At 36.9% G+C, this 23941-nt stretch carries 30 protein-coding genes; 15 read left to right on the top strand and 15 right to left on the bottom strand.

The genetic code is table 11. The features are described 5' to 3' along the window. Nucleotides 1–70: 70 nt before the first annotated feature. The 12 genes from mgtE to Q0940_RS04965 form a co-directional block, all read right to left on the bottom strand. Nucleotides 71–1426, bottom strand: coding sequence for a magnesium transporter (mgtE, locus tag Q0940_RS05020; RefSeq protein ID WP_299264968.1), 1356 nt, complete (start codon nt 1424–1426; stop codon nt 71–73). A gap of 32 nt (nt 1427–1458) precedes the next feature. Further along, nucleotides 1459–1731: an HPr family phosphocarrier protein gene (locus tag Q0940_RS05015; RefSeq protein WP_299264965.1), complete on the bottom strand. Its 273-nt coding sequence runs from the start codon at nt 1729–1731 to the stop codon at nt 1459–1461. Nucleotides 1732–1735: 4 nt separating this feature from the next. After that, nucleotides 1736–2590, bottom strand: a complete 855-nt coding sequence (gene rapZ / locus Q0940_RS05010) for an RNase adapter RapZ (RefSeq protein ID WP_299264962.1) — start codon at nt 2588–2590, stop codon at nt 1736–1738. Then, entirely contained in the window at nt 2591–3040 is a 450-nt protein-coding gene (locus Q0940_RS05005; protein WP_299264959.1) for a PTS sugar transporter subunit IIA, read from the bottom strand. Between the two features lie 88 nt (nt 3041–3128). Beyond that, on the bottom strand, nt 3129–3416 hold the full coding sequence (gene hpf / locus Q0940_RS05000) for a ribosome hibernation promoting factor (protein WP_299264956.1): 288 nt from the start codon (nt 3414–3416) through the stop codon (nt 3129–3131). A gap of 35 nt (nt 3417–3451) precedes the next feature. Beyond that, entirely contained in the window at nt 3452–4945 is a 1494-nt protein-coding gene (locus tag Q0940_RS04995; RefSeq protein WP_299264952.1) for an RNA polymerase factor sigma-54, read from the bottom strand. Nucleotides 4946–4996: 51 nt separating this feature from the next. Then, complete coding sequence (lptB, locus tag Q0940_RS04990; protein ID WP_299264949.1) at nt 4997–5722, bottom strand: LPS export ABC transporter ATP-binding protein; 726 nt, start codon at nt 5720–5722, stop codon at nt 4997–4999. Between the two features lie 29 nt (nt 5723–5751). Continuing rightward, entirely contained in the window at nt 5752–6234 is a 483-nt protein-coding gene (lptA, locus tag Q0940_RS04985) for a lipopolysaccharide transport periplasmic protein LptA (RefSeq protein ID WP_299264946.1), read from the bottom strand. Between the two features lie 2 nt (nt 6235–6236). Next, the gene (gene lptC / locus Q0940_RS04980) at nt 6237–6785 is read right to left on the bottom strand and encodes an LPS export ABC transporter periplasmic protein LptC (RefSeq protein WP_299264944.1); all 549 of its coding nucleotides are present in this window, start codon (nt 6783–6785) and stop codon (nt 6237–6239) included. Continuing rightward, on the bottom strand, nt 6785–7351 hold the full coding sequence (kdsC, locus tag Q0940_RS04975; protein WP_299264940.1) for a 3-deoxy-manno-octulosonate-8-phosphatase KdsC: 567 nt from the start codon (nt 7349–7351) through the stop codon (nt 6785–6787). The genes lptC and kdsC overlap by 1 nt, the downstream gene beginning before the upstream one ends. After that, nucleotides 7351–8322 (bottom strand): KpsF/GutQ family sugar-phosphate isomerase, encoded by a 972-nt coding sequence (locus tag Q0940_RS04970; protein ID WP_299264938.1) that lies wholly within the window; start codon nt 8320–8322, stop codon nt 7351–7353. Before Q0940_RS04970 ends, kdsC begins: the two co-directional genes overlap by 1 nt. Nucleotides 8323–8347: 25 nt before the next feature. Beyond that, nucleotides 8348–9307 (bottom strand): calcium/sodium antiporter, encoded by a 960-nt coding sequence (locus Q0940_RS04965; protein WP_299264936.1) that lies wholly within the window; start codon nt 9305–9307, stop codon nt 8348–8350. 244 nt (nt 9308–9551) lie between these two features. Here Q0940_RS04965 and mlaF point away from each other — a divergent pair, with 244 nt between their 5' ends. Genes mlaF through murA form a run of 7 tightly spaced genes read left to right on the top strand, consistent with a single transcriptional unit; the run spans nt 9552 to nt 14112 of the window. Then, nucleotides 9552–10370 carry a phospholipid ABC transporter ATP-binding protein MlaF gene (gene mlaF, locus Q0940_RS04960; protein WP_299264933.1) on the top strand — a complete coding sequence of 273 codons (819 nt, stop codon included), beginning with the start codon at nt 9552–9554 and terminating at the stop codon, nt 10368–10370. A 1-nt stretch (nt 10371) separates the two neighbouring features. Continuing rightward, the gene (gene mlaE, locus Q0940_RS04955) at nt 10372–11148 is read left to right on the top strand and encodes a lipid asymmetry maintenance ABC transporter permease subunit MlaE (RefSeq protein ID WP_299264930.1); all 777 of its coding nucleotides are present in this window, start codon (nt 10372–10374) and stop codon (nt 11146–11148) included. A 12-nt stretch (nt 11149–11160) separates the two neighbouring features. Continuing rightward, nucleotides 11161–11628 carry an outer membrane lipid asymmetry maintenance protein MlaD gene (gene mlaD, locus Q0940_RS04950; protein WP_299264927.1) on the top strand — a complete coding sequence of 156 codons (468 nt, stop codon included), beginning with the start codon at nt 11161–11163 and terminating at the stop codon, nt 11626–11628. A 4-nt stretch (nt 11629–11632) separates the two neighbouring features. Further along, entirely contained in the window at nt 11633–12262 is a 630-nt protein-coding gene (locus Q0940_RS04945) for an ABC transporter substrate-binding protein (protein ID WP_299264923.1), read from the top strand. Between the two features lie 6 nt (nt 12263–12268). Beyond that, nucleotides 12269–12553, top strand: a complete 285-nt coding sequence (locus tag Q0940_RS04940; protein ID WP_299264920.1) for an STAS domain-containing protein — start codon at nt 12269–12271, stop codon at nt 12551–12553. Between the two features lie 24 nt (nt 12554–12577). Next, nucleotides 12578–12835: a BolA family protein gene (locus Q0940_RS04935; RefSeq protein ID WP_299264918.1), complete on the top strand. Its 258-nt coding sequence runs from the start codon at nt 12578–12580 to the stop codon at nt 12833–12835. A 17-nt stretch (nt 12836–12852) separates the two neighbouring features. After that, the gene (murA, locus tag Q0940_RS04930; RefSeq protein ID WP_299264915.1) at nt 12853–14112 is read left to right on the top strand and encodes a UDP-N-acetylglucosamine 1-carboxyvinyltransferase; all 1260 of its coding nucleotides are present in this window, start codon (nt 12853–12855) and stop codon (nt 14110–14112) included. 40 nt (nt 14113–14152) lie between these two features. On the opposite strand, the gene Q0940_RS04925 is transcribed toward murA, so the two are convergent. The 3 genes from Q0940_RS04925 to Q0940_RS04915 all read right to left on the bottom strand — a co-directional run bounded on the left by Q0940_RS04925 (nt 14153) and on the right by Q0940_RS04915 (nt 17286). Continuing rightward, nucleotides 14153–15223 (bottom strand): trypsin-like peptidase domain-containing protein, encoded by a 1071-nt coding sequence (locus tag Q0940_RS04925; RefSeq protein WP_299264912.1) that lies wholly within the window; start codon nt 15221–15223, stop codon nt 14153–14155. A gap of 115 nt (nt 15224–15338) precedes the next feature. Then, complete coding sequence (locus Q0940_RS04920; RefSeq protein ID WP_299264909.1) at nt 15339–16721, bottom strand: Do family serine endopeptidase; 1383 nt, start codon at nt 16719–16721, stop codon at nt 15339–15341. A gap of 133 nt (nt 16722–16854) precedes the next feature. After that, nucleotides 16855–17286, bottom strand: coding sequence for a DUF1043 family protein (locus tag Q0940_RS04915; protein WP_299264907.1), 432 nt, complete (start codon nt 17284–17286; stop codon nt 16855–16857). Nucleotides 17287–17499: 213 nt separating this feature from the next. Here Q0940_RS04915 and zapE point away from each other — a divergent pair, with 213 nt between their 5' ends. From zapE to Q0940_RS04875, 8 genes are all read left to right on the top strand, one after another. After that, complete coding sequence (gene zapE / locus Q0940_RS04910) at nt 17500–18615, top strand: cell division protein ZapE (protein ID WP_299264903.1); 1116 nt, start codon at nt 17500–17502, stop codon at nt 18613–18615. 284 nt (nt 18616–18899) lie between these two features. Next, entirely contained in the window at nt 18900–19328 is a 429-nt protein-coding gene (gene rplM / locus Q0940_RS04905; protein ID WP_105051709.1) for a 50S ribosomal protein L13, read from the top strand. 12 nt (nt 19329–19340) lie between these two features. After that, nucleotides 19341–19733 (top strand): 30S ribosomal protein S9, encoded by a 393-nt coding sequence (gene rpsI, locus Q0940_RS04900; protein WP_105051710.1) that lies wholly within the window; start codon nt 19341–19343, stop codon nt 19731–19733. A 263-nt stretch (nt 19734–19996) separates the two neighbouring features. Beyond that, complete coding sequence (petA, locus tag Q0940_RS04895; protein ID WP_299264895.1) at nt 19997–20593, top strand: ubiquinol-cytochrome c reductase iron-sulfur subunit; 597 nt, start codon at nt 19997–19999, stop codon at nt 20591–20593. Then, a complete protein-coding gene (locus tag Q0940_RS04890; RefSeq protein WP_299264892.1) occupies nt 20593–21861 on the top strand; it encodes a cytochrome bc complex cytochrome b subunit in 1269 nt (422 codons plus the stop codon). Before petA ends, Q0940_RS04890 begins: the two co-directional genes overlap by 1 nt. Next, nucleotides 21861–22619 carry a cytochrome c1 gene (locus Q0940_RS04885; protein ID WP_299264889.1) on the top strand — a complete coding sequence of 253 codons (759 nt, stop codon included), beginning with the start codon at nt 21861–21863 and terminating at the stop codon, nt 22617–22619. Before Q0940_RS04890 ends, Q0940_RS04885 begins: the two co-directional genes overlap by 1 nt. Before the next feature lie 123 nt (nt 22620–22742). Then, complete coding sequence (sspA, locus tag Q0940_RS04880; RefSeq protein ID WP_299264885.1) at nt 22743–23366, top strand: stringent starvation protein SspA; 624 nt, start codon at nt 22743–22745, stop codon at nt 23364–23366. A 27-nt stretch (nt 23367–23393) separates the two neighbouring features. After that, entirely contained in the window at nt 23394–23852 is a 459-nt protein-coding gene (locus tag Q0940_RS04875; RefSeq protein ID WP_299265464.1) for a ClpXP protease specificity-enhancing factor, read from the top strand. The last annotated feature ends 89 nt before the right edge of the window (nt 23853–23941 follow it).

Genomic DNA, 23941 nt, shown 5'->3' with positions numbered 1-23941 from the left:
ATACCAAGTGATTAACGATTCAATACAGATTAATTCATAAAACGATTTTATGTAGGCTAAATATAGCAGATTAAATCAATAACCAAGTTGCAGTACCTAAGAATGCAAAAATACCAACAATATCAGTAACTGTGGTTAAAATTACACTACCTGCTAATGCTGGATCTATCTTCATTCTTTTTAGCATTAATGGAATAAGTACACCGGCTAAACCCGCTGCAATTAAATTCATCATCATGGCAAAAGCAATAACCGCTCCTAACATGATGTCTTGTTTCCATATCGCAACAACACCTGCGATTAACACAGACCAAATAAGGCCGTTAAAAAAGCCAATGGCGAGTTCTTTGCCTAATAACCAACGTGAATTTGCTTGGGTAACGTGTCCTACTGCCATACCACGAATAACAAGTGTTAACGTTTGACTACCGGCTACACCGCCCATACTTGGTACTATGGTGTTTAATATAGCTAATACAGCTAATTGATCTAAGGTTGACTCAAATAAGCTAGAAACAAATGCTGCGAGTAATGCGGTAAATAAATTAACACCTAACCAAACTGAACGTTTTTTGGTACTTTTTATGGCAGGTGCAAAAGTATCTTCTTCGTCATCTAGACCGGCCATGCTCATCATAGAGTGTTCGGCATCTTCACGGATCACGTCAACCACGTCATCAATGGTGATACGACCTAAAAGTATGCCGTTTTCATCAATTACAGGCGCTGAGATCCAGTTATAACGTTCAAATAAAGATGCGACTTCTGAGTCATGCATAGTGGCAGGAATAACTTCAAAATCCGTTTCCATTACTTCTGAAATAAGTTTACTGGTTGTCGATGTTAACAATGCAGCTAATGAGACCTCACCAATAAAAGTATCGTTTTTATCAACTACATATAGATAATCGGTCGCTTCAGGCAATGACTCCTTTAAACGTAAATAACGTAATATTACGTCAACGCTTACGTTAGGTCTTACCGTGATGGTATCGGTATTCATTAACGCGCCAGCGGTTTCTTCCGCATAAGACATAACGCGTTTAGCACGGACTTGATCTTGCTTGTCCATGCTCTTTAATACTTTTTTAAATACTGCATCTGGCATGCCACGTAATACGTCGGCAAAGTCATCATCGTCCAAATTGGCAGCTGCTTCTGCAACTTTTTCTGGACTCATATTTTGTAAGATTGGGTTTCGAACTTCGTCTGAAAGTTCTTCTATAACTTCACTTTGAATATTAGAATCGATAAGTTGCCAGATAACGGTTCTGGCTTTTGGTGGTGAGGAGTGAAGTAATAGTGCGATATCCGATGCCGCCATAGACTCAAGCATATTCCTAACGTGAACAAACATACCGCTGTTAAGGGCGGTATTTAGTTCGTCAATTGGGATGTTATATTCTTGTTCTAGTAGTTCTGGCATTGGTCCGTCTGAATATGCTTGCGTGAGTCTAGTTATTCTTCTTCGTCAAATTTGTTACTAATAAGTTGGCAAATTTCATCTACAGCTTGTTTTGCATCATTACCTTTGGCTGATATTGTAACTTCTTTGCCTTGATTACTGGCTAACATTAACAGGGCCATTACGCTGTCAGCATTGGCTGTTTTATCAGCTTGGGTTAAGGTTATAGAAGCATCAAAATTTTGAGCTAATTGAGCCAATTTGGTTGCAGCCCTGGCATGCAAACCTAATTTATTTTCTATTTTTACTGTTCGGCTACTTTCCATTTTTCTAACTCTCGTAACGGGACATTTCACGATGGCGAACGCGAATGTTTTTGTCTCGGGATTTAAACTGTCTTGCTAACGTTTCTGCTATATAAACAGAGCGATGTTTTCCGCCGGTGCAACCGATTGCGATTGTTAAGTAGCTACGGTTATTACGCTCTAGATGTGGCAACCAAGTTGAAATGAAATTATTGATTTGAAATGTAAATTTATTTACTAATGGCTCACCACTTAAGTATTCTCTAACGGGTAAGTCTAAGCCTGTGAGTGGCCGTAACTCAGGCTCCCAATGCGGGTTTGGTAAAAATCTAGCGTCAAATACAAAGTCGATATCATTTGGTACGCCGTATTTAAAACCAAAAGACTCAAAGGTTAATACTAATTCTTTGGATGACTTTCCAAGTATTTTCTCTCTAACCATTTCAGTTAGTTGATGTACATTGAGTTGGGATGTATCTATATATAAGTCGGCTCTATTGGCCAGCTCGTCTAATAATTTACTTTCTTGTGCTATCGCCTCTGGTAAAGATGATTCGCCTTTAGATAGTGGGTGTAAACGTCGAGTTTCGCTATAACGTCTAATTAATACATCATCACTGGCGTCAATATATAACACAGTAACATTGACGTTTTTAGGAAGAAAATCTAGATTATCTAATAGCTCTTGCTCAGAGGTTGGTAAATTTCTTACGTCTATACTAACGGCTACTTGATCATAATTTTTTTCAAGGGAATGAGATAATGCAGGTAGTAAATTAACAGGTAGATTATCCACACAGTAATACCCAAGGTCTTCTAAAACCCTAAGAACTACTGTTTTTCCAGATCCTGATCTGCCACTTACTATAAATATATGCATTTATGCCGCTTCAAGTATGTTGTAAAGGTCGAGATCACTCTCGGCACGTCGTATTTTTTTAACTGTTTCTTTATTATCTAATAATTTAGCAATTGAGGCGAGTGTAGACAAGTGTGTATCACATTGATCGGCAGGAACTAACAAGGCACAAAAGATATCAACTGGACGTTTATCAATGGCATCATAACTTATAGCGTCTGCGCTAACCAAAAAAACGGCAACTGCTTTTTTTATATTTGTTAACTTACCATGGGGGATTGCAATTCCATTGCCAATGCCTGTACTACCTAGTCTTTCTCTGCTCATTAAGCTCTCTAAAATATCATTAAATGAATGATCAGGGAGTTGTTCACTGGCTAATAGGGCAATTTTTTCGAGCACTTTCTTTTTACTAGCACAGTCGGTTAATCGTTTTGTGCTTTCTGGTTGAAGAATAAACTTTAAATTCATTTACTTTTTACTACATTTTCTTTTGATGTGTGCTCAAAAGTTAAGGTTAAGAAACACCATCCTTGGTATTTCTATAGTTATAATTTAATTAATGTTTAGTTAATTTTTCTTTATGTTTAATTACTTGTCTGTCTAACTTATCAATTAAGCCGTCTATAGCCGCGTACATATCATTATGTTCCGAGGTCGCAAACAACTCACCACCATTAACGTGTAAAGTTGCTTCGGCTTTTTGAGCTAACTTTTCAACGTCTAAGATCACATGGACGTTGTTAATATGATCGAAATGTCGTTCTAATTTAGAGAATTTTGAATCGACGTATTCTCTCAAAGAGTCTGTAGTTTCAATATGTCTACATGTTAGGTTTATTTGCATAAGTAATTCCTTCTGTATTAACTTTAACTTGGATTTTATACCAAGCGTTTTCTTTGGTTTGAAGGGGGAATATTTAACGATTCCCGGTATTTTGCAATGGTTCTTCTGGCGACTTGTATACCTTGGTCTGCCAGAATCTCTGCAATCTTACTATCACTTAACGGTTTAGCTTGGTTTTCTGCAGCCACCAGTTTTCTAATTAAAGCTCTAATGGCAGTAGAAGAACATTCTCCACCATTTTCAGTGCTTACATGGCTAGAGAAGAAATATTTTAGTTCGAAAATACCTCTAGGGGTATGCATATATTTATGTGTAGTCACCCTAGAAATAGTTGATTCATGCATATCTACCATTTCAGCAACATCGTTAAGTACCATTGGCTTCATCGCTTCTGGACCGTATTCAAAGAATGCTTGTTGCTGTTGTACTATACAATTAGACACTTTTAATAAGGTGTCGTTTCTGCTTTCCAAACTCTTAATAAACCACTTTGCTTCTTGTAAGTGAGAGCGAACAAATTGTGTATCGGTAGAGTTTTTCGATGTTTTACTCAGCGACGCATATTGTTCATTGATCTTAAGTTTAGGCATAGAATTGGGATTTAGCTCAACAATCCAACGACCTTTTTTCTTCACCACACTTACATCAGGAATGACGTAATCAATTTCGTCTTTAATAACAATGCTGGCAGGGTTTGGATTAAGTTGCTGGATAAGCTCTAGGATGTCTTTTAATTCTGGTTCTTTTAATTTGGCTTTACGTAATAAGGTGCGATAGTCGCGATTTGCCAGCAGGTCGATGTAATTGTCGATGACATCAATGGCTTCATTTTTCCAAGGAGTTTCATCTGAGAAACGTTTCAATTGAATTGATAAACACTCTTGTAAGTTACGAGCTGCGACACCAACAGGGTCAAAATGCTGAATGCGTTTTAATACGGCTTCAACTTCTTCAATCTCGACTTCTTCGTTATCTATACTTTCAACTATATCTTCAGCCGATATGGTTAAGAAGCCTTTTTCATCAACCGCATCAATAATAGCAGTTGCTATAGCTAAATCTTCGTCGGTAAATGGAGATAAATTAAGTTGCCATAATAAATGGTCTTGGATGTTTTCGGTGGTTTCACCTTGATAGACTGTATCTTCACCTTCATAAGCGGGACCTGAGCTAGCTGGCGCTGCACTCATGTAGTCATCCCATGTGGTGTCGGTAGCTAGTTCATCAGAAATAGTGTTGCTTTCAAGTGCTTCGTTGGACGCTACTTCTTCTTGAGACCACTCAGTGTCGTCGTCAGAAGATAGCTCTAAAGTCCCTTCTTGCAGAGATTTTAAATCACCATCATATTCAGCATCAAGCTCTTGTGATTGCTGTTCATCTTCGCCATCTAACAATGGATTACTATCAAGAGCTTCTTGAATTTCTTGTTGTAATTCCAATGAGGATAACTGCAATAAACGAATCGCTTGTTGCAATTGAGGGGTCATTGTTAATTGCTGACCCATTCTGAGTTGTAATGTAGGTCTCATTTAATTCCGATACTTAAACGCGTTTAACTGATTACTCATAAGTGACAGTTACTATAACTTGAACTGATCGCCTAGGTACACTTGTTTTACAATTTCACTTGCTAAAACTTGTTCTGGAGTTCCCTCAGCAATGAGTTCTCCATGACTTACGATATACGCTTTTTCACAGACATCAAGTGTTTCTCGCACATTATGATCGGTTATTAGTACTCCGATGCCTTTTGCGGTAAGTTGTTGAATTATCTTTTTAATGTCTATAACTGAAATAGGGTCGACGCCAGCAAATGGTTCATCTAATAAAATAATTTTTGGATCAGCGGCTAATGCACGCGCTATCTCTACTCTGCGGCGCTCTCCACCGGATAAAGCCATGCCATCGCTATCTCTTATATGCTCAATATGAAACTCGGAAATAAGATCATCTAACTTATCTGCTTTTTCATGCGCACTAAGATCTTTACGCATTTCTAAAACGGCCATAATATTTTGTGACACAGATAATTTACGAAAAATTGAGGTTTCTTGTGGTAAATAACCAATACCTTGTCTAGCTCTGACATGCATAGGTTCATGACTTAGGTCGACGCCATTTAAGGTGATACTGCCTTTATCATTTGGCACTAAGCCAACGATCATATAAAAAGTAGTGGTTTTCCCCGCGCCATTTGGCCCTAACAAACCAACAACTTCTCCAGCATTTACAGTTAAACTAACATCTTTTACAACTTTACGTTTGCTGTACGACTTAGCTAAATTTTTGGCGACTAAACTTGACATAAAATTACTCTAATTTGCTGATGTTAATATCAATCTTTTTTGGTTTTTAAACGAGTGGTTACTCGTCCATTATTACTTTCATCACCTTCAGCTTTTACTCGCTGGGCTTTTAAATCAAATTCAATTTTGGCACTTTCAACCACTGAGCCGCCTTGTTGGAATTTGGCATTACCTGAAAGTTGTAGTACTTGAGTTTCAACTAAATAGATAATTTCCATAGATTGTGCTGATAATTCATCTTTCCCTTCTTCTTGTTGGGAAAATACGGCTGGCTTTCCTGTGGCAATTAGTTTTTCGCTGTTTCCATCTTTGGTGATCACAAATAATTCATCTGCTTTAATAGTGACATTACTCTGTTGAACCACCACATTACCTGAAAAGTGTAATGTATTATTTTTATAGTCCAAGTCTTGATTGTCAGCATTAATAATTAAATCATCAGACGCTGAGGCTAATGTAGAAAATAAGATGAAAATAGTAGAGATAACTGCAAATGTTTTATTTAAGTTCATGATCATGAGCCTTTAATTATTGTTTGAACGTGGTTAACTAAAGATAGTGTCTTGCGTTCTAAGTCTGCCGTTAGGCCTTTACCTACAATGGTCGTGTTTTTACCTTGAATCGTAATTTCGTTATCGGTACTAACTATATTAGTGTTTAAGTTTATTTCTAAATACTCAGTAGTAACTGAATTAACTAATACGTTGTCGGATATTTGTAACATAGATACAGAGTCCTCTAATAACAATAGTCCGTCTTGCATATTACCTATCTGAGCTGAAATACGCCAAAAGGGCTCACCGTCTTGATAAATTGTGAACTCTGGCTGTTTAAAGTGAGTTAGCGACAAATCAGCGTAGTGTTCCATTTTATGTGAGAATACTTGTTGCTCTAAATTACCATCACTGTCGAATAATTCTTGGTGTAAAAATTTAGCGGTAAATTCAGGTATTAAATCGCTTACTGTTTCACTGTCGGTTGATTGCTCAGAGTCTAACGTTGGTAACCACCAAAGAAAACTTATAACCAAAAAGGCTAAAAATATGAACAGTTTAATATTCATTAAGCGCTAGTTCCCTCAAAATAATTAAGTAGGTATTCTTCACCTTTTTGCATCATAATGATGAAATCAGTGAGCTCTCGCACTGCACCGCGACCGCCATTTGTTACTGTTACTAAATCGGCGATACTTTTTACATACGGGTGACCGTCATTAACTGAAACCGCTAAATTAACTAATTTCATAACAGGCACATCAGGAACATCATCACCAATATATGCCACTTGCTCATGGGTTAAATTAAGATTTTTAAGTAATTCGTTATAACCGATGATTTTATTTTCCATGCCTTGATAGATATGATTAACACCTAGGCCTTTCATGCGGTTTTCTAATAAAGTGGATTTTCGACCTGTTATTACAGCTACTTCAATACCTGCAGCCATTAACGCTTTTATACCGAAGCCATCTTTGGTGTTAAAGGCTTTCATTTCTTCACCACTATTACCTAGAATGACAGAGCCGTCTGAAAATACACCATCGATATCACAAATTAATAATTTAATGGCTTTTGCTTTTTGTTGAACTACAGATTCAACTGTTTGATACCATTGACTATATAAATCCATTAAATCACACCAGCTCTTAATAAGTCGTGCATGTTTAATGCCCCGATAGGTTTGTTTGCATCATCTAGTACAAATAAGCTATTAATTTTTTTCGCTTCCATAATATTTAACGTCTGTGCTGCTAATATGTTTGCTTGTGTGGTTACTGAGTTTTTAGTCATCATATCAGTAATGTTAATTTCATTAATTGGTTTGTCTTGATCAAGACAACGGCGTAAATCACCGTCGGTAAATATTCCGGTTAGCTGACCTTCATTATTTATTATTCCAGTCATGCCTAAGCCTTTTTTAGACATTTCTAAAATAGCTTGTTTGAGCGAGGCTTCCTCGGTTACCAAAGGAATTCGCTCACCTGTATGCATAATATCTTTAGTGGTTAGTAATAATTTGCGACCTAATGAACCGCCTGGGTGACTTAACGCAAAATCTTCAGCGGTAAAGCCTCTGGCTTCTAATAAAGTAACTGCAAGCGCATCACCTAAAACTAAAGCTGCTGTCGTTGATGCTGTCGGTGCTAGTCCTAAAGGGCAGGCTTCTTCATTTACCGCAGCATTTAAATGAAAATCACTATTTACAGCAAGTGTCGATTTAGCATTGCCTGTCATCGCAATAATAATACAACCTAACCGCTTAAGCAGTGGTAATAAAGATAATATTTCTGCAGTTTCACCACTGTTTGATAAAGCTAGTACAATATCGCCTTTAGTGAACATGCCTAAGTCACCATGATTGGCTTCACCTGGATGTACATAAAATGAAGGCGTGCCTGTGCTAGCTAAAGTTGCGGCTATTTTATTAGCTATATGGCCAGACTTGCCCATTCCTGTGACTATTACTCTACCCGAACCTGATAGAATAGTTTGGCAGGCTAGCTCAAATTGTTCATCGATTGAGTGTGTTAGGTTTGTTACTGCTTGCAGTTCAATATTGATGACTTGTAAAGCAGACTTTGAAAATTGAGAAATACTCATACCTAGAGATTTACCTTTATATATTTTAAATAAACAGAGCTATTTGATAAACCAAGAAACCAGTGAGTAATATTCCACCGTCTATCCTGTTTATTTTTCTGATTTTACCAAAACTCATTGCCATAAATAATAATGCTAAAGTAGCACCAATCATAACCATAGTGTCACGTGTCGCCGCTTGCGGATCAATAACGCTAGGATTGATTAATGCCCCAACGCCTAATACTGCCAATATATTGAATATGTTCGAACCTATAATATTGCCAATAGCTAAATCATCCTCACCTTTTAACACACCTGAAACACTCGCGGCGAGTTCAGGCAAGCTAGTGCCAAGAGCTATGATGGTTAAACCAATAACTAGCTCACTTAATCCAAAGTAGGTTGCTATTGTTACTGCCGATTCGACTAAAAAATGAGAGCTTAAAGGTAATAAGATTAAACCAAATACCACCCAGCCTAATGCAATAGGTGTAGGTAAGTCACTTGGAATTTCATCTTGGGTTTCCATAAGTAACGGATCATTTGCATCATTTGATGATTTAGCTAAGTAAATTAAAAAGCCAATAAAACCAAAAAAACTAGCGGTTAAAAATAAACCTTCATTAAATGATAAATAATTATCATGCAATATCCACCAAGCCAGTAAGGTGAAGCCTAACAAAATAGGCATTTCTCTATATATAGTTGTGGACGATACAATAAGCGGTCGAACAAGTGTTGTTACACCTAATACCAGTAAAATATTGGTAATGTTTGAACCAATCGCATTTCCTACGGATGTGTCAGTCGCACCTGCAAGTGCGGCATTAGCTGAAACCATAATCTCGGGTGCAGAGGAGCCCATAGCAACGATTGTTAATCCTATGATCATTGGAGATATACCTAAGTTTTTGGCAAAACCAGATGCACCATAAACAAATTTATCGGCACTCCAAACTAATGCAGCAAAAGAAAGTATTAAAATAATAATTGCACTTAACATGTAATAAAGATCGTCTTATCAATAAATAGTGGCTTATTGTGGCTATACTCGTTTGATAAATCAAAATATAAATAACGAAACCGCCAGATAATAGTAAATCTTTACCTATTTATATATTATTCTGCTTCTGTTTACATTTATTAACGTTTTAGTCGTAGCAATGATTAGCTTAAATCAATACAATAGTTGAACTATTAGGGAAGTCATCAGCCATAGGGTTTTTGGTAAAAATATAAAAACTATTATGAATATAAATAAAACTGATTTTGAATCACCACATGTTGAATTAAAAAACGTCACATTTTCACGCGGTGAACGTGTTATTTATGATGATATCTCAATGGTTTTTCCAAAAGGCAAAATCACTGCGATTATGGGGCCTAGTGGGATTGGTAAAACAACTTTACTACGCTTGATTGGCGGGCAATTATATCCTGACTCTGGTGATATTATTGTTTCAGGTCAAAATATTCCTAAATTAAGTCGTAAAGAATTATATGCCGTGCGTGAAAAAATGAGCATGTTATTTCAAAGTGGCGCACTTTTCACTGAAATGAATGTATTCGACAATGTAGCATTTCCAATTAGAGAACATACTAAATTACCAGAAGATATTATTCGAACTATGGTTCTAATGAAATTAGAAGCTGTTGGTTTACGTGGTGCTTATGAACTTATGCCAAATGAATTATCTGGAGGTATGGCAAGAAGAGCTGCATTAGCTCGTTCTATTGCTTTAGATCCAGAACTAATCATGTATGACGAACCGTTTGTTGGTCAAGACCCTATTTCTATGGGAGTATTGGTTCGATTGATCAGAAATCTAAACACATCATTGAACTTAACAAGTATTGTGGTATCTCATGATGTGAAAGAAGTAATGGGCATTGCTGATTATATTTACATAATGGCCGATAAACGTGTAATCGGCTATGGAACAAAAGAACAGTTACTCGAAAGTGATTCGCCGTTAGTGCAGCAGTTTTTGAAAGGGTTAGCCGATGGTCCTGTACCATTTCATTATCCTGCACCATCAATATCTCAAGATTTAATGCAGGGCTAATATGGATTGGATTCAAAATTTAGGTAAAAACACAATAGAGCGCTTTTCGGCCATTGGTCGTGCCTCTTTTATGCTATTTGGTGCTATTGTTGCAAAACCAAACTTGGCAAAAGGTTTTCCGCTATTTGTTAAACAAGTTTATGTAATAGGCGTTTTATCTCTTGTTATTATTTTAGTATCTGGCTTATTTATAGGCATGGTATTAGCTTTGCAAGGTTATACAGTTCTTGTTGATTATGGTGCAGAAGATAGTTTAGGACAAATGGTCTCTTTATCTTTATTAAGAGAGTTGGGCCCAGTTGTTACTGCATTGTTGTTTGCTGGTCGTGCTGGATCTGCTTTAACGGCTGAAATTGGTCTAATGAAAGCAACGGAGCAATTAACTAGTCTCGAAATGATGGCTGTCGATCCATTGAGACGAGTAATAGCTCCTCGATTTTGGGCTGGCGTATTTAGTATGCCTATATTAGCTATGTTGTTTTCATCTGTTGGTATAATAGGTGGACATTTAGTTGGTGTTGAATGGTTAGGCGTTGACCAAGGAAGTTTTTGGTCAATTATGCAGGCAAGTGTGCAATTTGAGGGTGACATACTCAACGGTATTATTAAAAGTATTGTATTTGCAATCGTAGTGACATGGATTGCGATATTTAGAGGATATGATGCGATACCAACTTCAGAAGGTATTAGTCGGGCAACAACACAAACTGTGGTTCAATCATCATTAGCCGTTTTAGGATTAGATTTTGTACTAACCGCCCTTATGTTTGGCAGTTAGGTAGGAGAGAAAATGATATCAAAAAAAATAGAATTACTTGTAGGTTTCTTTGTCGCATTAGGTATTGCGGCTCTTATGTTTTTAGCTCTGAATATTGCTAGTTCAGGTATGTCAGGATCAGGAGAAACGTATAACCTATACGCAAAATTTGACAATATTGGAGGACTAAAAGTTCGTTCTTCCATTAAAGTTGGTGGCGTTGTAGTGGGCCGTGTTGAAGAAATTAAACTAGACACCGAAGACTATGCACCAGTAGCAAAATTAGCCATTGATACTAGATATAATAACTTTCCTGATACGAGTTCTTTATCGATCTTAACTTCAGGCTTACTTGGTGAGCAGTATTTAGGATTAGAACCTGGTTTTATTGATGAAACCGTTGGTATTTTGGGTGAAGGTGATTTTATCGAAGATACTAAATCTGCGTTAGTATTAGAGGAATTGATTGGTCAGTTTTTATTTAGTCAGGGAAGTGAATAATAAAATGTTGAAATTTGGATTGTTAATAGTAACGCTAATATTAAGTACTAATGCAATTAGTGCAGAAGCTGGAAAAAAAGACCCATTTAAGCTCGTTCAAGTTGTCGCTCAAGATCTTTTTGATCGTATAGCTAAAGAGCAAGAGACTATTCAAAAAGATCCTGAACAACTAAGAGTTGTTGTTGAAGAAGAGCTAGCTCCATCTATAAATCATAAATATGCAGCTGCTATGGTATTGGGTCCTTATTATAAAAAGTCGACTAAAGCACAAAGAGAGTTGTTTTATGCTGCATTTCGTCAATACCTAATTGCGACATACGCTGGTATTTTAACCTTATATAAAGATCAACAAGTTGTATTTGAACCCGCGGTTAACATTGAAGGCAAACGTCGTGTTCAAGTTAAAGTTCGAGTGTTAGACGAAGGTAAGCCTGATATTAGAATTGAATTTATTTTAAGAAAAAATAAAGCTGGTGAATGGGCTGCTTACGATATGGTTGCTGAAGGTATTAGTGTATTAAGTAGTAAAACTAAAGAACTGCAAGGTTTAATTCGCCAACAGGGTATTGAGTCAGTGACTGAGTTGTTATTAGAAAAATCAACTAAACCTATCGTAACTAAGTCTATCGGTTAATTGATTATGAAGTTAAAATTAGCTAATAATATAATAGATATCATTGGTGATGTTGATAGATTTAATCTCAATGATAATAAAGTTTTTGATTTCCCAACGAGAACAACGGATGTATTCATTGAGTTAGCAAATATGACCTCTGTAGATACAGCGGGCCTTGCCTTTCTATTAAAAATGATCGCTTTTTATCAAAATAAAAGTTTAACTGTGACCTTACTGAGTCCATCAAAGCAATTAATAGCTTTGGCTGAGATCAGCAATGTGCTAGGATTATTGCCCTTAAAAGAATAGTAATTAGTAATCATTGGGTAAATAATGGAACTAAAAGACATTGAAGAAAGACTCGCATCTGAGCTTCAACTTGATGAGGTCTCTGTTAAATCAGACGGCTCTCATTTTCAAATAATTGCTGTTGGGACTTGTTTTGAAGAGCTATCTCGCGTAAAACAACAGCAACTTGTGTTAAAACCACTTTCGGGTTACATCGCCGATGGCAGCATGCATGCTGTCAGTATTAAGGCGTATACCCCGAAAGCTTGGGCTAGAGACAAAAAACTACAACAACTTTCTTAAAGAAAAAATAATAAATTATGGAAAAATTGCTCATAGAAGGCGGCCAAGCATTATCTGGCTCGGTTACTATATCTGGCGCTAAAAATGCGGCGCTACCTATTTTAATTAGTTCGATTCTAACTGCAGAACAATGTACTTATACTAATGTTCCTAAATTACAAGATATTGGTATTACGTGCCAACTTCTTGAGCAATTTGGTACTAAAGTTTCCGTTAATGGAAATGAAGTCGTTATTAATGCTGGAACAATTAATTCTACCGTTGCACCGTACGAGCTAGTTAATCGTATGCGAGCGTCTATTTTAGTATTAGGCGCTTTATTAGCTCGCTTTGGTCATGCAGAAGTGTCCTTGCCTGGTGGTTGTGCTATTGGGGCTCGTCCTGTTGATTTACATATCGAAGGTTTGAAAAAACTTGGCGCAGAAATTACTGTAGAAGCTGGATATGTTAATGCAAAAGTTGATGGGCGCTTAAAAGGTAATCGTATTTATATGAGCACCGTAAGTGTTGGTGCTACCGAAAACTTAATGATGGCTGCAGCATTAGCTGACGGTATAACTGTTATTGAAAATGCGGCTCGTGAACCTGAAATTGTTGATTTAGCAAACTGTTTGAATAAAATGGGTGCAAAAGTCACTGGAGCTGGTAGTAACAATATTGAAATTGAAGGTGTTGAAACGTTACACGGTTGTGAACATTCAATTATGCCTGACCGTATTGAAACTGGAACTTTCTTAGTCGCAGCTGCGGTAACGGGTGGAGAAATTACCTGTTTGAATACGGATTATCATTTAGTTGAACCAGTTGTTGAAAAATTACGTGATGCTAATGCATTAGTGACATGGGATGAAAATTCTATCCACTTAGATATGCGCGGTAGAGAGTTAAAAGCTGTCAATATCAAAACATTACCTCATCCTGGTTTTCCTACTGATATGCAAGCCCAGTTTACTATGCTAAATGTAGTTGCTGAAGGTGTTGGCACAATTACAGAAACTATTTTTGAAAATCGTTTTATGCATGTCCCTGAACTTCGTCGTATGGGTGCAACTATACAGCTTGAAGGTAATACAGCTATTTGTCCTACTAAGAATAAATTGATGGGAGCTCAGGTTGTCTCAACAGACCTTAGAGCATCAGCTAGCTTAGTTATTGCTGGATTAGTTGCCGAAGGTACAACGCAACTTGATGAGGTATATCATATTGATCGTGGATATGAAGATATCGAACAAAAATTTACTGGCCTTGGTGCTAAAATCACAAGAATAAAAGATTAGACATTTTTAAGTTTCTAATCTTATTTAAGAAATCGGCAATCTAATTGCCGATTTCTAATTTTCCTACCTGAACATCTTTATTAAGCATCTCTCTGTTTCTTGATAAACTGATCTGAATGTAATTACCTGGTTTTGTATTTTCTATTATATTTAATAATTCTTGAAAACTGACTAATTGCTTACCGTTAATAGCTAACATAATATCACCCGATCGTAACCCACCTTTCCATGCAGGTCCAAATGGGTCGACATTGGTGATTTTAATCCCTGCAATTGATTCTACTGAGCTTCTAACTGCGACTCCTGCTTGATTAATTGCAAACCCGTCAAGCCCTAAGTAACCACGAGTAACTTCGCCATCAGCTAGCAAAAGGTCTGTGATGTGTTTTGCTAACTTGTAAGGGATAGCAAAAAATATTCCCTGAACATCTCTTTGGGCTTTTGCGGTATTGATACCAACCAGCATACCTCTTGAATTAACAAGCGCACCGCCAGAACTACCTAAATTAATAGCCGCATCCATTTGAATGTAATCAGTATGACTTGACTGGTTATTAGCCAGACCTTTTTTCTCAGTGGCACTAATAATGCCTTGCGTGATCGTTTGTCCTAAATTTAGCGGATTACCGATTGCTAGGACAATATCACCAACTTGTGCTTCTAAATCAGGCTCTTGTGGAATAGCAGGTAAATTACTGGCATCTATCTTTAATAACGCGAGGTCTGTAACTTCATCCAAACCTATAACTTCTGCACTGAATTGTCGGCCATCTTGCAGTAATACCATTATAAGTTCGGCATTATCTACGACATGATAATTTGTTAAAATATGGCCATTACTGGTCATTAGTACACCAGAGCCTAGATCATTTAATTCTTGCTGTTGGCCTAATGTATTTCTAGTGTTTACTACAGAGTAAACATTGACCACAGAAGGAGCTGCTTGCTGTACGGCAAAAGCAAAAGACATGGCTTCCGGTTGGATAACGTTTTCAGTAAATTTAGTTAGTCCCATCTTTTCGCGTAATGACGGTGTTAGTATAATTACTAATAACGCGACAGCTAGACCGTAAGCTATGGCATTAAATATATGTTTAATATTAAAATTCACTCAGTATCCAAAATAAATAATTGACTCAATATTAAGTGCTTATGCTAAATATAATAAAGTCATAAAAAAACCTACAATATTATCTATTGTAGGTTCTTATTGCTTCAATTTCTATTTATCTTATTAATATATAAAGAGAACTATCACCTCTGACAACATTAAACGCTAATACATCTTTGGTTTTAGGTAATATATCGCGTAATTCTGCAACACTAGTTAATCGGCTGCGGTTGACCGCAATAATAACATCACCTTTTTTAAAGCCTCTCAAAGCAGCAGGAGAGCGCTCATCTAGCTCAGTGATCTCTACACCTTCATCACCTCGTACCGTTTTACCGTTAGCTAGTTTGGCACCTTTTAGCGATGGATGAATTATTTCTGCTGTAATAGCTTGTTTATCGGCTGAGCCTAATGTGACAGTAAGAGTTACTTCGTCGCCATCTCGTAAAGCGGTTAATTCGACTTCTTTGCCGGCACCTTTAGTGGCAACTTTACTTTTTAGTTCGTCAAAGGATTTGATTTTATTACCATTCACATGAGTAATAATATCACCTATTTTCAAACCACCTTTATCAGCTGATGAGTCGGGAACGACTTCTGCAACAAATGCTCCCTGAGCTACATCAACACCAAAAGATTTGGCCATTGCAGCATCAAAATTTGAGCCTGAAATACCTAACACACCACGTTTGACTTCACCAAATTCTATGATTTGGCTCATTAAGTTGTTCATCATTTCTGATGGTATGGCAAAACCAATGCCCACATTACCGCCACTTGGGGCAATAATTGCGGTGTTTATGCCAACAAGTTCACCTTTTAAATTAACAAGTGCACCGCCTGAATTACCGCTATTTATGGCTGCATCAGTTTGTATAAAGTCTTCTAAACCTTGATTTTGTCCCATTAAGCCTGAGCGACCTTTAGCACTAATTATTCCTGAAGTAACGGTTTGACCTAAACCAAATGGATTACCTATTGCTACAACATAATCACCAACTCTAGCGTTATCTGAATTTGCTATTTTTATTTCTTCAAGGTTAATTGGATCAATTTTTAATACAGCAATATCACTTTCTTTATCGCCACCTAATTTTGTTGCTTCAAATTCACGACCATCTTTCAATTTGATCATGATTTTGTCTGCATCATTTATGACATGATAGTTGGTAACGATATAACCTTTGTCTTTATCAATAATGACACCGGAGCCCATACCTTTAAATGGTCTCTCTTGAGTTCTGGGGGTTCCGTTACGATTGCCAAAAAAGTATTGAAAGGGATCAACATTTGCTTTTATTTCTTTGCTGCCTTCAACAGCTACTGTGACAACAGCTGGTGTGACTTTCTCTAACATGGGAGCAAGGGATGGTATTTCCTGCTTAGTTGTTGAGAAAGGGAATGCGGCGTTCGCATTTGGTGATATTGCCAGAGTTGCAATAACAAATGCAGAGATAGTGGTTAATTTTATGATTTGAGATTTAACAGAAGCTGTCATTTATTTCGTACTCCTTAAAGTGTTATTTGTACAGACAGGTTGAATTAAACTTAGTTCAGCAAATTTACATTTTGTTACTTTTTATGTTGAGGCAATGAGTTGTGGATACTCACTGCCATGATAATGAGTTAGATTAGTCGTCATTTTTTTGAATATTGTTTGAGCCTTTAAATACACCTGAGGCTGAGCCTGAGTAATCCAATGGTTGATTATCGCTATTAAGTTCTTCTTTCGGCTTTCTATAAGAATTAGATAAAATGCTAGTCGCTTCTTTTGAGAAAAATGGAAATGCAGGCGGTTGCTTTTTATCCTCAAGAATATATTCAGCATCTTCAATCTGACTATCTATATGTTTTGACATTTCATGTAAATTTGTTGCAACTGAACGAAACGCAGCTAAGTTATCTTGCCAATTTTGTTTTAGTTGCGCATTTTCTTGCTGGCAATTACTTAGTGCTTCTTTAGTTTGCAATGAACCCGTTGTCATTCGTGTTCTTAAGATCATAATGCCAATACCGGCAATCAGCCCTAAAGCAAAAACCATAATACCAATTACTGTTTCCATAAATATTCCTTAAAAATGAAGCCTTAAAAGACACGTGGATTTTATTTGCTTCCACTTAGCTTAAGCATAAATGATTATTGGCTTGTTACCCAATAACAAATTAATTTAATTGATAATAAAATTATTTAAATATCAATTGGTAATTGGGCGCTTAGCTTGCTCATGTTATTATTTGTTTATTGGGACTTATTTTAAAATTTAAATAGTAAACTTATGCCAAACAATATAAATCCATTAACACCGTGGCAACAATATCAAAAAGACTTGCTTAAATCAGAGTTTCAGTATGATGAAGATCAAGAAAATGCGGTAAAGAACTTACAGCGTTTGTACGATGATTTCATTCAAGCGTCAAATAATAAGCCGTCTTTTATAAGTAAGTTATTTAACAAAAATATAAATGCAACTGCACAAGTACAAGGTATTTATTTTTGGGGCGGCGTTGGCCGTGGTAAAACATATTTAGTTGATACTTTTTTTGACTGTTTGCCTACTGAAAAGAAATTGAGAATTCATTTTCACCGCTTTATGCATAAAGTGCATGATGAAATGAATAAACTTAACGGTGTTGAAGACCCATTAAAACAAGTAGCAAAGATATTTGCAGCAGAGACTTCAATTATTTGTTTTGACGAGTTTTTTGTATCAGATATTACCGATGCTATGATTTTGGGCACCTTATTAGAAGAGTTGTTTAAATTAGGTGTGGTGTTTGTCACTACCTCAAATATAGTACCGGATGATTTATATAAAAATGGTTTGCAACGCGCTCGTTTTTTACCAGCTATTGCTTTACTAAAGAAACATTGTGACATCGTAAATGTCGACTCAGGTATTGATTATCGATTAAGAACCTTAGAAAAAGCTGAGATTTATCACTATCCGTGCGATGAACAGGCGGACCTTAATATCCAATCTTATTTTCAGCAACTATCGCCAGAAGAGAGTGTACAGAATTCAAATATAGAAATAGAAGGGCGCTCTATAGCCACCAGAGAAGTTGCTGACGGAGTGGTTTGGTTTGACTTTAATGCTATCTGTGAAAGTGCTCGTTCACAATTAGATTATATGGAGATAAGTCGAATTTATCATTCTGTATTATTGTCTAACGTCAAACAAATGAGCCGAGCCAATGATGATGCGGCAAGACGTTTTATTGCTATGGTTGATGAGTTTTATGAACGTAAGGTAAAACTTATTATTACCGCACAAGCTGAATTGGAACAACTATATACCGATGGTACGTTAGTTTTTGAATTTAAACGCTGCATTAGTCGCTTACAAGAAATGCAAAGCAAAGAATACTTGGCAGAGCCGCATATACCTTAGACTTAGTCGTAATTGTGTATTTATTTAATTAGATTGTTTTAAGCCTTTTGTTGACCAATTTCTAGTGTGCTTTACTTTTCTTTTAGCTTTATTTTCTATTTGTACAATTTTTAGATGATCTTTCATTTTAAGTCTGTATAATGCCGCGCCTACCCACCGTTACTAACCTTTGCATTAGCCTGCAAATGGTTAAGCACTCGAAGGGGTGCGAATGAATTGGGGTGGTTTGATATCAACTGATGCAAACTACTGGCTTAAACTTATTTTATTGTTAGGTTCATATAATGAAAACCTTTACTGCAACACCATCAACAATCACTCGTGATTGGTACGTTGTGGACGCTGAGGGCAAAACCCTTGGTCGTATCGCAACAGAAATTGCTCTACGTTTACGTGGCAAGCATAAACCTGAGTACACTCCGCACATGGATACAGGTGACTACATCATCGTTATCAATGCTGAGAAAGTAACTGTTACTGGCAACAAAGGCCAAGGCAAAATTTACTACTCTCACTCTGGTTACCCAGGTGGTATTAAAGACATAAACTTTGATGACTTACAGGCTAAAAAACCTGAAATGATCATCGAAAAAGCAGTTAAAGGCATGTTGCCGCGTGGTCCATTAGGACGTGCAATGTTCCGTAAGCTTAAAGTATACAAAGGCGCAGAGCATTCACATGCTGCTCAGCAACCTCAAGTATTAGATATTTAAGGAACATAAGACATGGCTGATACTCAATATTATGGAACTGGTCGTCGTAAGAGCTCTACTGCTCGTGTATTTTTACGTCCAGGTACAGGCAACATCGTAATTAACAAACGTACAATTGAAGACTTCTTTAGTCGTGAAACTGCTCGCATGGTTGTTCGTCAACCTTTAGAGTTAGTTGAAGTTCTAGAGAAATTTGACCTTTACATCACTGTTACAGGTGGTGGTACTACTGGTCAAGCTGGCGCAATTCGTCACGGAATTACTCGTGCATTAATGCAATTTGACGAATCACTTCGTCCGGCTCTACGTAAAGCGGGTTATGTAACTCGTGATGCTCGTAAAGTTGAACGTAAGAAAGTTGGTCTACATAAAGCACGTAAACGTCCTCAGTTCTCAAAACGTTAATATTTGTTTTACAAACTGTTTCGAAAAAGTCCGCTATGCGGACTTTTTTTTGCTTTTTAAAAAGTAAATTAAGCATAAAAATTGAGCTACTTAGTGATGATATTTACTAATTCGCACTTTTTTATTTCTTAATGACTATATTGCCTTGTTTTGTATAGGGCTTTTTCGGTAGAATCCTCTACAATAACAAAAATGTAAGAGTTCGTTATCTAGTCTTAAGTAATTCTTACATGCTTATTAATCCTAATCGCGGAGAATATTGGATGAGCAATGTGCCTGTAGACAATAGTCGTCGTCGTTTCCTTACTGCAGCAACCACAGTGGTTGGTGGTGCAGGAGCGGTAGCGGTGGCAGTACCCTTCATTGCTTCATGGAACCCAAGTGCCAGAGCAAAATCGGCAGGGGCCCCAGTTGAAGTAGATATTACCAAACTTGAACTTGGTCAATTGATCAGAGTTGAGTGGCGCGGCAAACCTGTTTGGGTTGTATACCGTACTCCAAAGATGCTTGAACAACTTGGTCAGATTGGGGATAAATTATTAGACCCTGAATCGACTGAAGAAAAGCAACAACCAAGCTATGCTAAAAATATGACTCGATCTTCACGAGAAGAGATTTTAGTTGCTGTTGGTATTTGTACGCATTTAGGTTGTTCTCCAACATATATCTCTGAAGGTTATGAGGAAATTGTTGAAGGAGTTAACTCAGGCTTCTTCTGTCCATGTCACGGTTCTAAATTTGACTTAGCCGGTCGTGTGTTTAAAGGTGTTCCTGCAGGGTTAAACTTACAGATCCCTCCTTATTATTATATTGACGACACCACTATCTTAATTGGTAAAGATAAAGAAGGAGCTGCGTAATGTTTAAAACTATTGTTGATTGGATTGATGCTCGCATCCCAATGACGCGTGTGTATAACATGCATATGGCGCAATATCCTGCACCAAAGAATATGAACTTTTGGTATGTATTTGGCTTTTTAGCCACAATCGTACTTGTAAACCAAATCCTAACCGGTGTTTGGTTAACTATGAGTTATGTACCATCTGCCGAAGGCGCTTTTGCTTCAGTAGAATACATCATGCGTGATGTAGAATACGGTTGGGTTATTCGCTATATGCACTCAACTGGCGCATCTGCTTTCTTTGTTGTTGTTTACCTTCATATGTTCCGTGGAATGATGTACGGCTCTTATCAAAAACCTAGAGAACTATTGTGGTTGTTTGGTATGTTTATCTACCTTGCACTAATGGCTGAAGCTTTCATGGGATATTTATTACCATGGGGACAAATGTCTTATTGGGGTGCTCAGGTTATTATCTCATTATTTGGTGCTATTCCTTTTGTTGGTGATGATTTAGCTCTTTGGATACGTGGTGACTATGTTGTATCTGGTGCTACATTAAACCGCTTCTTTGCGTTACATGTAATCGCATTACCTTTAGTAATTGTTATTTTAGTATTCCTTCATATTGTTGCGTTACACGAAGTTGGGTCAAATAATCCTGATGGCGTTGATGTTAAACGTAAAAAAGGAACGGTTTCAGATGAAGATAAAACTAAGTTTGAATTCCACGAATACTACACATCTAAAAAAGATATTTTGGATGATGTTGTGCCTTTCTTCCCGCATATGGTTTTAAAAGACTTAATGGCATTTGGTGTGTTCATTTTCTTATTCTGTTATGTCATGTTCTTTAATCCAGATTTTTATGGCAAGTTTATAGAACACCCAAATTTTGAAACTGCTAACCCGTTAAAAACGCCTGAACATGTTTTCCCTGTTTGGTACTTCACGCCTTTCTATGCAATCTTGAAAGCAGTGCCGCATAAGTTAATGGGTGTTATTGCTATGTTTGGTGCAATCATTTTATTAGCTCTTTTACCTTGGATAGACCGTGGTAAAGTTCGCTCGGTTCGCTATCGTTGTGGTTTACATAAATTAAACTTATGGGTATTTGCAATATCGTTTATTGCATTAGGATATTTTGGTGGCACACCAGCAACTTCAGTATCAGATATACTAGCCCCTACATTTACTGTTTTATATTTTGCTTTCTTTGCCGCTTTGTGGATATACAGCAAGAATGAAAATACTAAACCATTGCCAGATAGGATCACTAAATAATGAAAAAGTTACTTTATACATTTGGATTATTTGTTGGTTTAGTTTCATCTACAGCGTTTGCATCTAGCGGTGGCGGTTTACCGTATCATGCAGATGTTGATCTTACTGATAAAGCCTCCTTACAACGTGGTGCTAAGTTATTCATGAATTACTGCTCTGGTTGTCATCAGATGCAGTACCAACGTTATGAACGTACATTCAATGACTTAGGTATTCCAGTAGATGTAGGTTTAGAAAATCTAATATTTACTAAAGATACTAAAGTCGGCTCTCATATAAAAAATGCGATGCCTGAAAAAGCTTCAGCTAAATGGTTTGGTGCAACGCCACCTGATTTAACATTAGAAGCTCGATTACGTGGTCCAGACTGGATTTACAGCTACTTGAAGTCTTTCTATGTGGATCCTTCTCGTCCATTTGGCGTGAACAACACTGTATTTAAAGATGTTGGTATGCCTCATGTTCTACAAGAATTACAAGGTGTTCCTCACAAAGAAGAACACTTTGAAGAGCAGTTAATTGACGGTGAACTTCAACGTGTTTCTTTAGGTGAAAGAATTGTTGTGGATGGTTCTGGTGAATTGAGTGAAGGCGAATATGACCGTGCAGCGTTAGATATTACTAACTTCATGGTTTATGTTGGCGAACCAATGATCTTAGAGCGTGAAAGTTTAGGCTGGAAAGCTTTATTATACTGTTTCATATTTTTTGTTTTAGCGGTACTTCTTAAGAAAGAATTCTGGAAAGACGTAAAATAGAATAAAACAATATTTCAGTTAACAGAGGTAATCCTAGCTTGATGTTTCTGTTGACTGTATACTGCACATATTAAAGAAAGGGGTATTTAGCCCCTTTTTTGATTCAAGATTTCGGAGAGTTAAATGGCAGTTTCGGCAAACAAAAGAGCGGTAATGACCTTATTTTCAGGTGCTAACGATATGTATAGCCACCAAGTACGTATTGTATTGGCGGAAAAAGGAGTAAACGTTGATATTAATTACGTAACGCCTGACAACATGCCTGAAGACCTATATGAAGTTAATCCTTACGGTAACGTGCCTACGTTAATAGATCGTGAGTTAGGTTTGTATAGAGCAAATATAATTAATGAATATTTAGATGAGCGTTTCCCTCATCCGCCACTAATGCCTGTTTATCCAGTTGCTCGTGGCCGTTGTCGTCTAATGATGGATCGTATCGAAAACGATTGGTATTCTTTAACTCGTAAAATTGAAGATGGTGATGAAGAAGCACGTCAAGAGTTAAAAGAAAGCATACTTTCTATTTCTCCTGTTTTTGCTGAACAACCATATTTCATGAGCGATGAGTTCAGTTTAGTTGATTGTTATTTAGCTCCATTATTATGGCGTTTACCTTCTTGGGGAATTGAACTTGAAGGCGCTGCAGCTAAAGAAATTAAAACATATATGCTACGTGTATTTGAACGTGAATCATTCCAAGCGTCTTTAACAGACCTTGAGAAAGACATCCACGCTACTTATTAAGCTTATATTATGTCAGAGACAATAAACATGAGCTCAAATCGCCCTTATTTATTAAAGGCGTTTTATGATTGGATTTTAGATAACGAATGTACACCTTACATAGTTGTTGAAGCCGACTTGCCTCATGTTACTGTGCCACAGCAAACGGTAAAAGATGGACAAGTCGTATTAAATATAAGTCCATCAGCAGTGCAATTATTCAATATGGATAAACAGCAAATTACTTTTTCTGCAAGATTTGGTGGTGTTCCTTTTGAAGTATATATCCCTATTTATGCAATAAGTGCTATATACGCTCAAGAGAATGGTGCTGGTACTATGTTTCCGCCAGAGGAATTTGAATTAGAAGATATTGACTACGAGTTGGATGACGATCACTCTTCTCATATATCAGTAGTTGAGTCTAGTTCTGAAGAATTATCCTCTGAGCACGACAAACAACAAACAAAAGCTAAAAAAGGTTCACATCTTTCTATCGTGAAATAAATGTGAATAAGATTAGTTAAAAATCCGCCATCAGTTTTGTTGGCGGATTTTTTTATTTTATATCCTCAAAAAATCACACCTTTTGTTAA

Origin of the sequence: uncultured Psychrosphaera sp. (assembly GCF_947500655.1) — a bacterium.
GTDB lineage: Bacteria > Pseudomonadota > Gammaproteobacteria > Enterobacterales > Alteromonadaceae > Psychrosphaera.
This window is presented reverse-complemented; position numbering and strand designations above follow the sequence as displayed.

What these genes read in the sequence shown, in the direction of transcription:
- Q0940_RS04940 (WP_299264920.1), top strand. Translation starts at nt 12,269, where the DNA reads ATGAAGTTAAAATTAGCTAATAATATAATAGATATCATTGGTGATGTT.
- zapE (WP_299264903.1), top strand. Translation starts at nt 17,500, where the DNA reads ATGCCAAACAATATAAATCCATTAACACCGTGGCAACAATATCAAAAA.
- Q0940_RS04970 (WP_299264938.1), bottom strand. Translation starts at nt 8,322, where the DNA reads ATGAGTATTTCTCAATTTTCAAAGTCTGCTTTACAAGTCATCAATATT.
- Q0940_RS04915 (WP_299264907.1), bottom strand. Translation starts at nt 17,286, where the DNA reads ATGGAAACAGTAATTGGTATTATGGTTTTTGCTTTAGGGCTGATTGCC.
- hpf (WP_299264956.1), bottom strand. Translation starts at nt 3,416, where the DNA reads ATGCAAATAAACCTAACATGTAGACATATTGAAACTACAGACTCTTTG.
- mlaD (WP_299264927.1), top strand. Translation starts at nt 11,161, where the DNA reads ATGATATCAAAAAAAATAGAATTACTTGTAGGTTTCTTTGTCGCATTA.
- mlaE (WP_299264930.1), top strand. Translation starts at nt 10,372, where the DNA reads ATGGATTGGATTCAAAATTTAGGTAAAAACACAATAGAGCGCTTTTCG.
- petA (WP_299264895.1), top strand. Translation starts at nt 19,997, where the DNA reads ATGAGCAATGTGCCTGTAGACAATAGTCGTCGTCGTTTCCTTACTGCA.
- Q0940_RS04945 (WP_299264923.1), top strand. Translation starts at nt 11,633, where the DNA reads ATGTTGAAATTTGGATTGTTAATAGTAACGCTAATATTAAGTACTAAT.
- lptC (WP_299264944.1), bottom strand. Translation starts at nt 6,785, where the DNA reads ATGAATATTAAACTGTTCATATTTTTAGCCTTTTTGGTTATAAGTTTT.
- Q0940_RS04885 (WP_299264889.1), top strand. Translation starts at nt 21,861, where the DNA reads ATGAAAAAGTTACTTTATACATTTGGATTATTTGTTGGTTTAGTTTCA.
- Q0940_RS05015 (WP_299264965.1), bottom strand. Translation starts at nt 1,731, where the DNA reads ATGGAAAGTAGCCGAACAGTAAAAATAGAAAATAAATTAGGTTTGCAT.
- Q0940_RS04935 (WP_299264918.1), top strand. Translation starts at nt 12,578, where the DNA reads ATGGAACTAAAAGACATTGAAGAAAGACTCGCATCTGAGCTTCAACTT.
- rapZ (WP_299264962.1), bottom strand. Translation starts at nt 2,590, where the DNA reads ATGCATATATTTATAGTAAGTGGCAGATCAGGATCTGGAAAAACAGTA.
- Q0940_RS04920 (WP_299264909.1), bottom strand. Translation starts at nt 16,721, where the DNA reads ATGACAGCTTCTGTTAAATCTCAAATCATAAAATTAACCACTATCTCT.
- rplM (WP_105051709.1), top strand. Translation starts at nt 18,900, where the DNA reads ATGAAAACCTTTACTGCAACACCATCAACAATCACTCGTGATTGGTAC.
- Q0940_RS04890 (WP_299264892.1), top strand. Translation starts at nt 20,593, where the DNA reads ATGTTTAAAACTATTGTTGATTGGATTGATGCTCGCATCCCAATGACG.
- Q0940_RS04965 (WP_299264936.1), bottom strand. Translation starts at nt 9,307, where the DNA reads ATGTTAAGTGCAATTATTATTTTAATACTTTCTTTTGCTGCATTAGTT.
- murA (WP_299264915.1), top strand. Translation starts at nt 12,853, where the DNA reads ATGGAAAAATTGCTCATAGAAGGCGGCCAAGCATTATCTGGCTCGGTT.
- lptA (WP_299264946.1), bottom strand. Translation starts at nt 6,234, where the DNA reads ATGAACTTAAATAAAACATTTGCAGTTATCTCTACTATTTTCATCTTA.
- mlaF (WP_299264933.1), top strand. Translation starts at nt 9,552, where the DNA reads ATGAATATAAATAAAACTGATTTTGAATCACCACATGTTGAATTAAAA.
- rpsI (WP_105051710.1), top strand. Translation starts at nt 19,341, where the DNA reads ATGGCTGATACTCAATATTATGGAACTGGTCGTCGTAAGAGCTCTACT.
- kdsC (WP_299264940.1), bottom strand. Translation starts at nt 7,351, where the DNA reads ATGGATTTATATAGTCAATGGTATCAAACAGTTGAATCTGTAGTTCAA.
- Q0940_RS04995 (WP_299264952.1), bottom strand. Translation starts at nt 4,945, where the DNA reads ATGAGACCTACATTACAACTCAGAATGGGTCAGCAATTAACAATGACC.
- Q0940_RS04875 (WP_299265464.1), top strand. Translation starts at nt 23,394, where the DNA reads ATGAGCTCAAATCGCCCTTATTTATTAAAGGCGTTTTATGATTGGATT.
- Q0940_RS05005 (WP_299264959.1), bottom strand. Translation starts at nt 3,040, where the DNA reads ATGAATTTAAAGTTTATTCTTCAACCAGAAAGCACAAAACGATTAACC.
- sspA (WP_299264885.1), top strand. Translation starts at nt 22,743, where the DNA reads ATGGCAGTTTCGGCAAACAAAAGAGCGGTAATGACCTTATTTTCAGGT.
- lptB (WP_299264949.1), bottom strand. Translation starts at nt 5,722, where the DNA reads ATGTCAAGTTTAGTCGCCAAAAATTTAGCTAAGTCGTACAGCAAACGT.
- mgtE (WP_299264968.1), bottom strand. Translation starts at nt 1,426, where the DNA reads ATGCCAGAACTACTAGAACAAGAATATAACATCCCAATTGACGAACTA.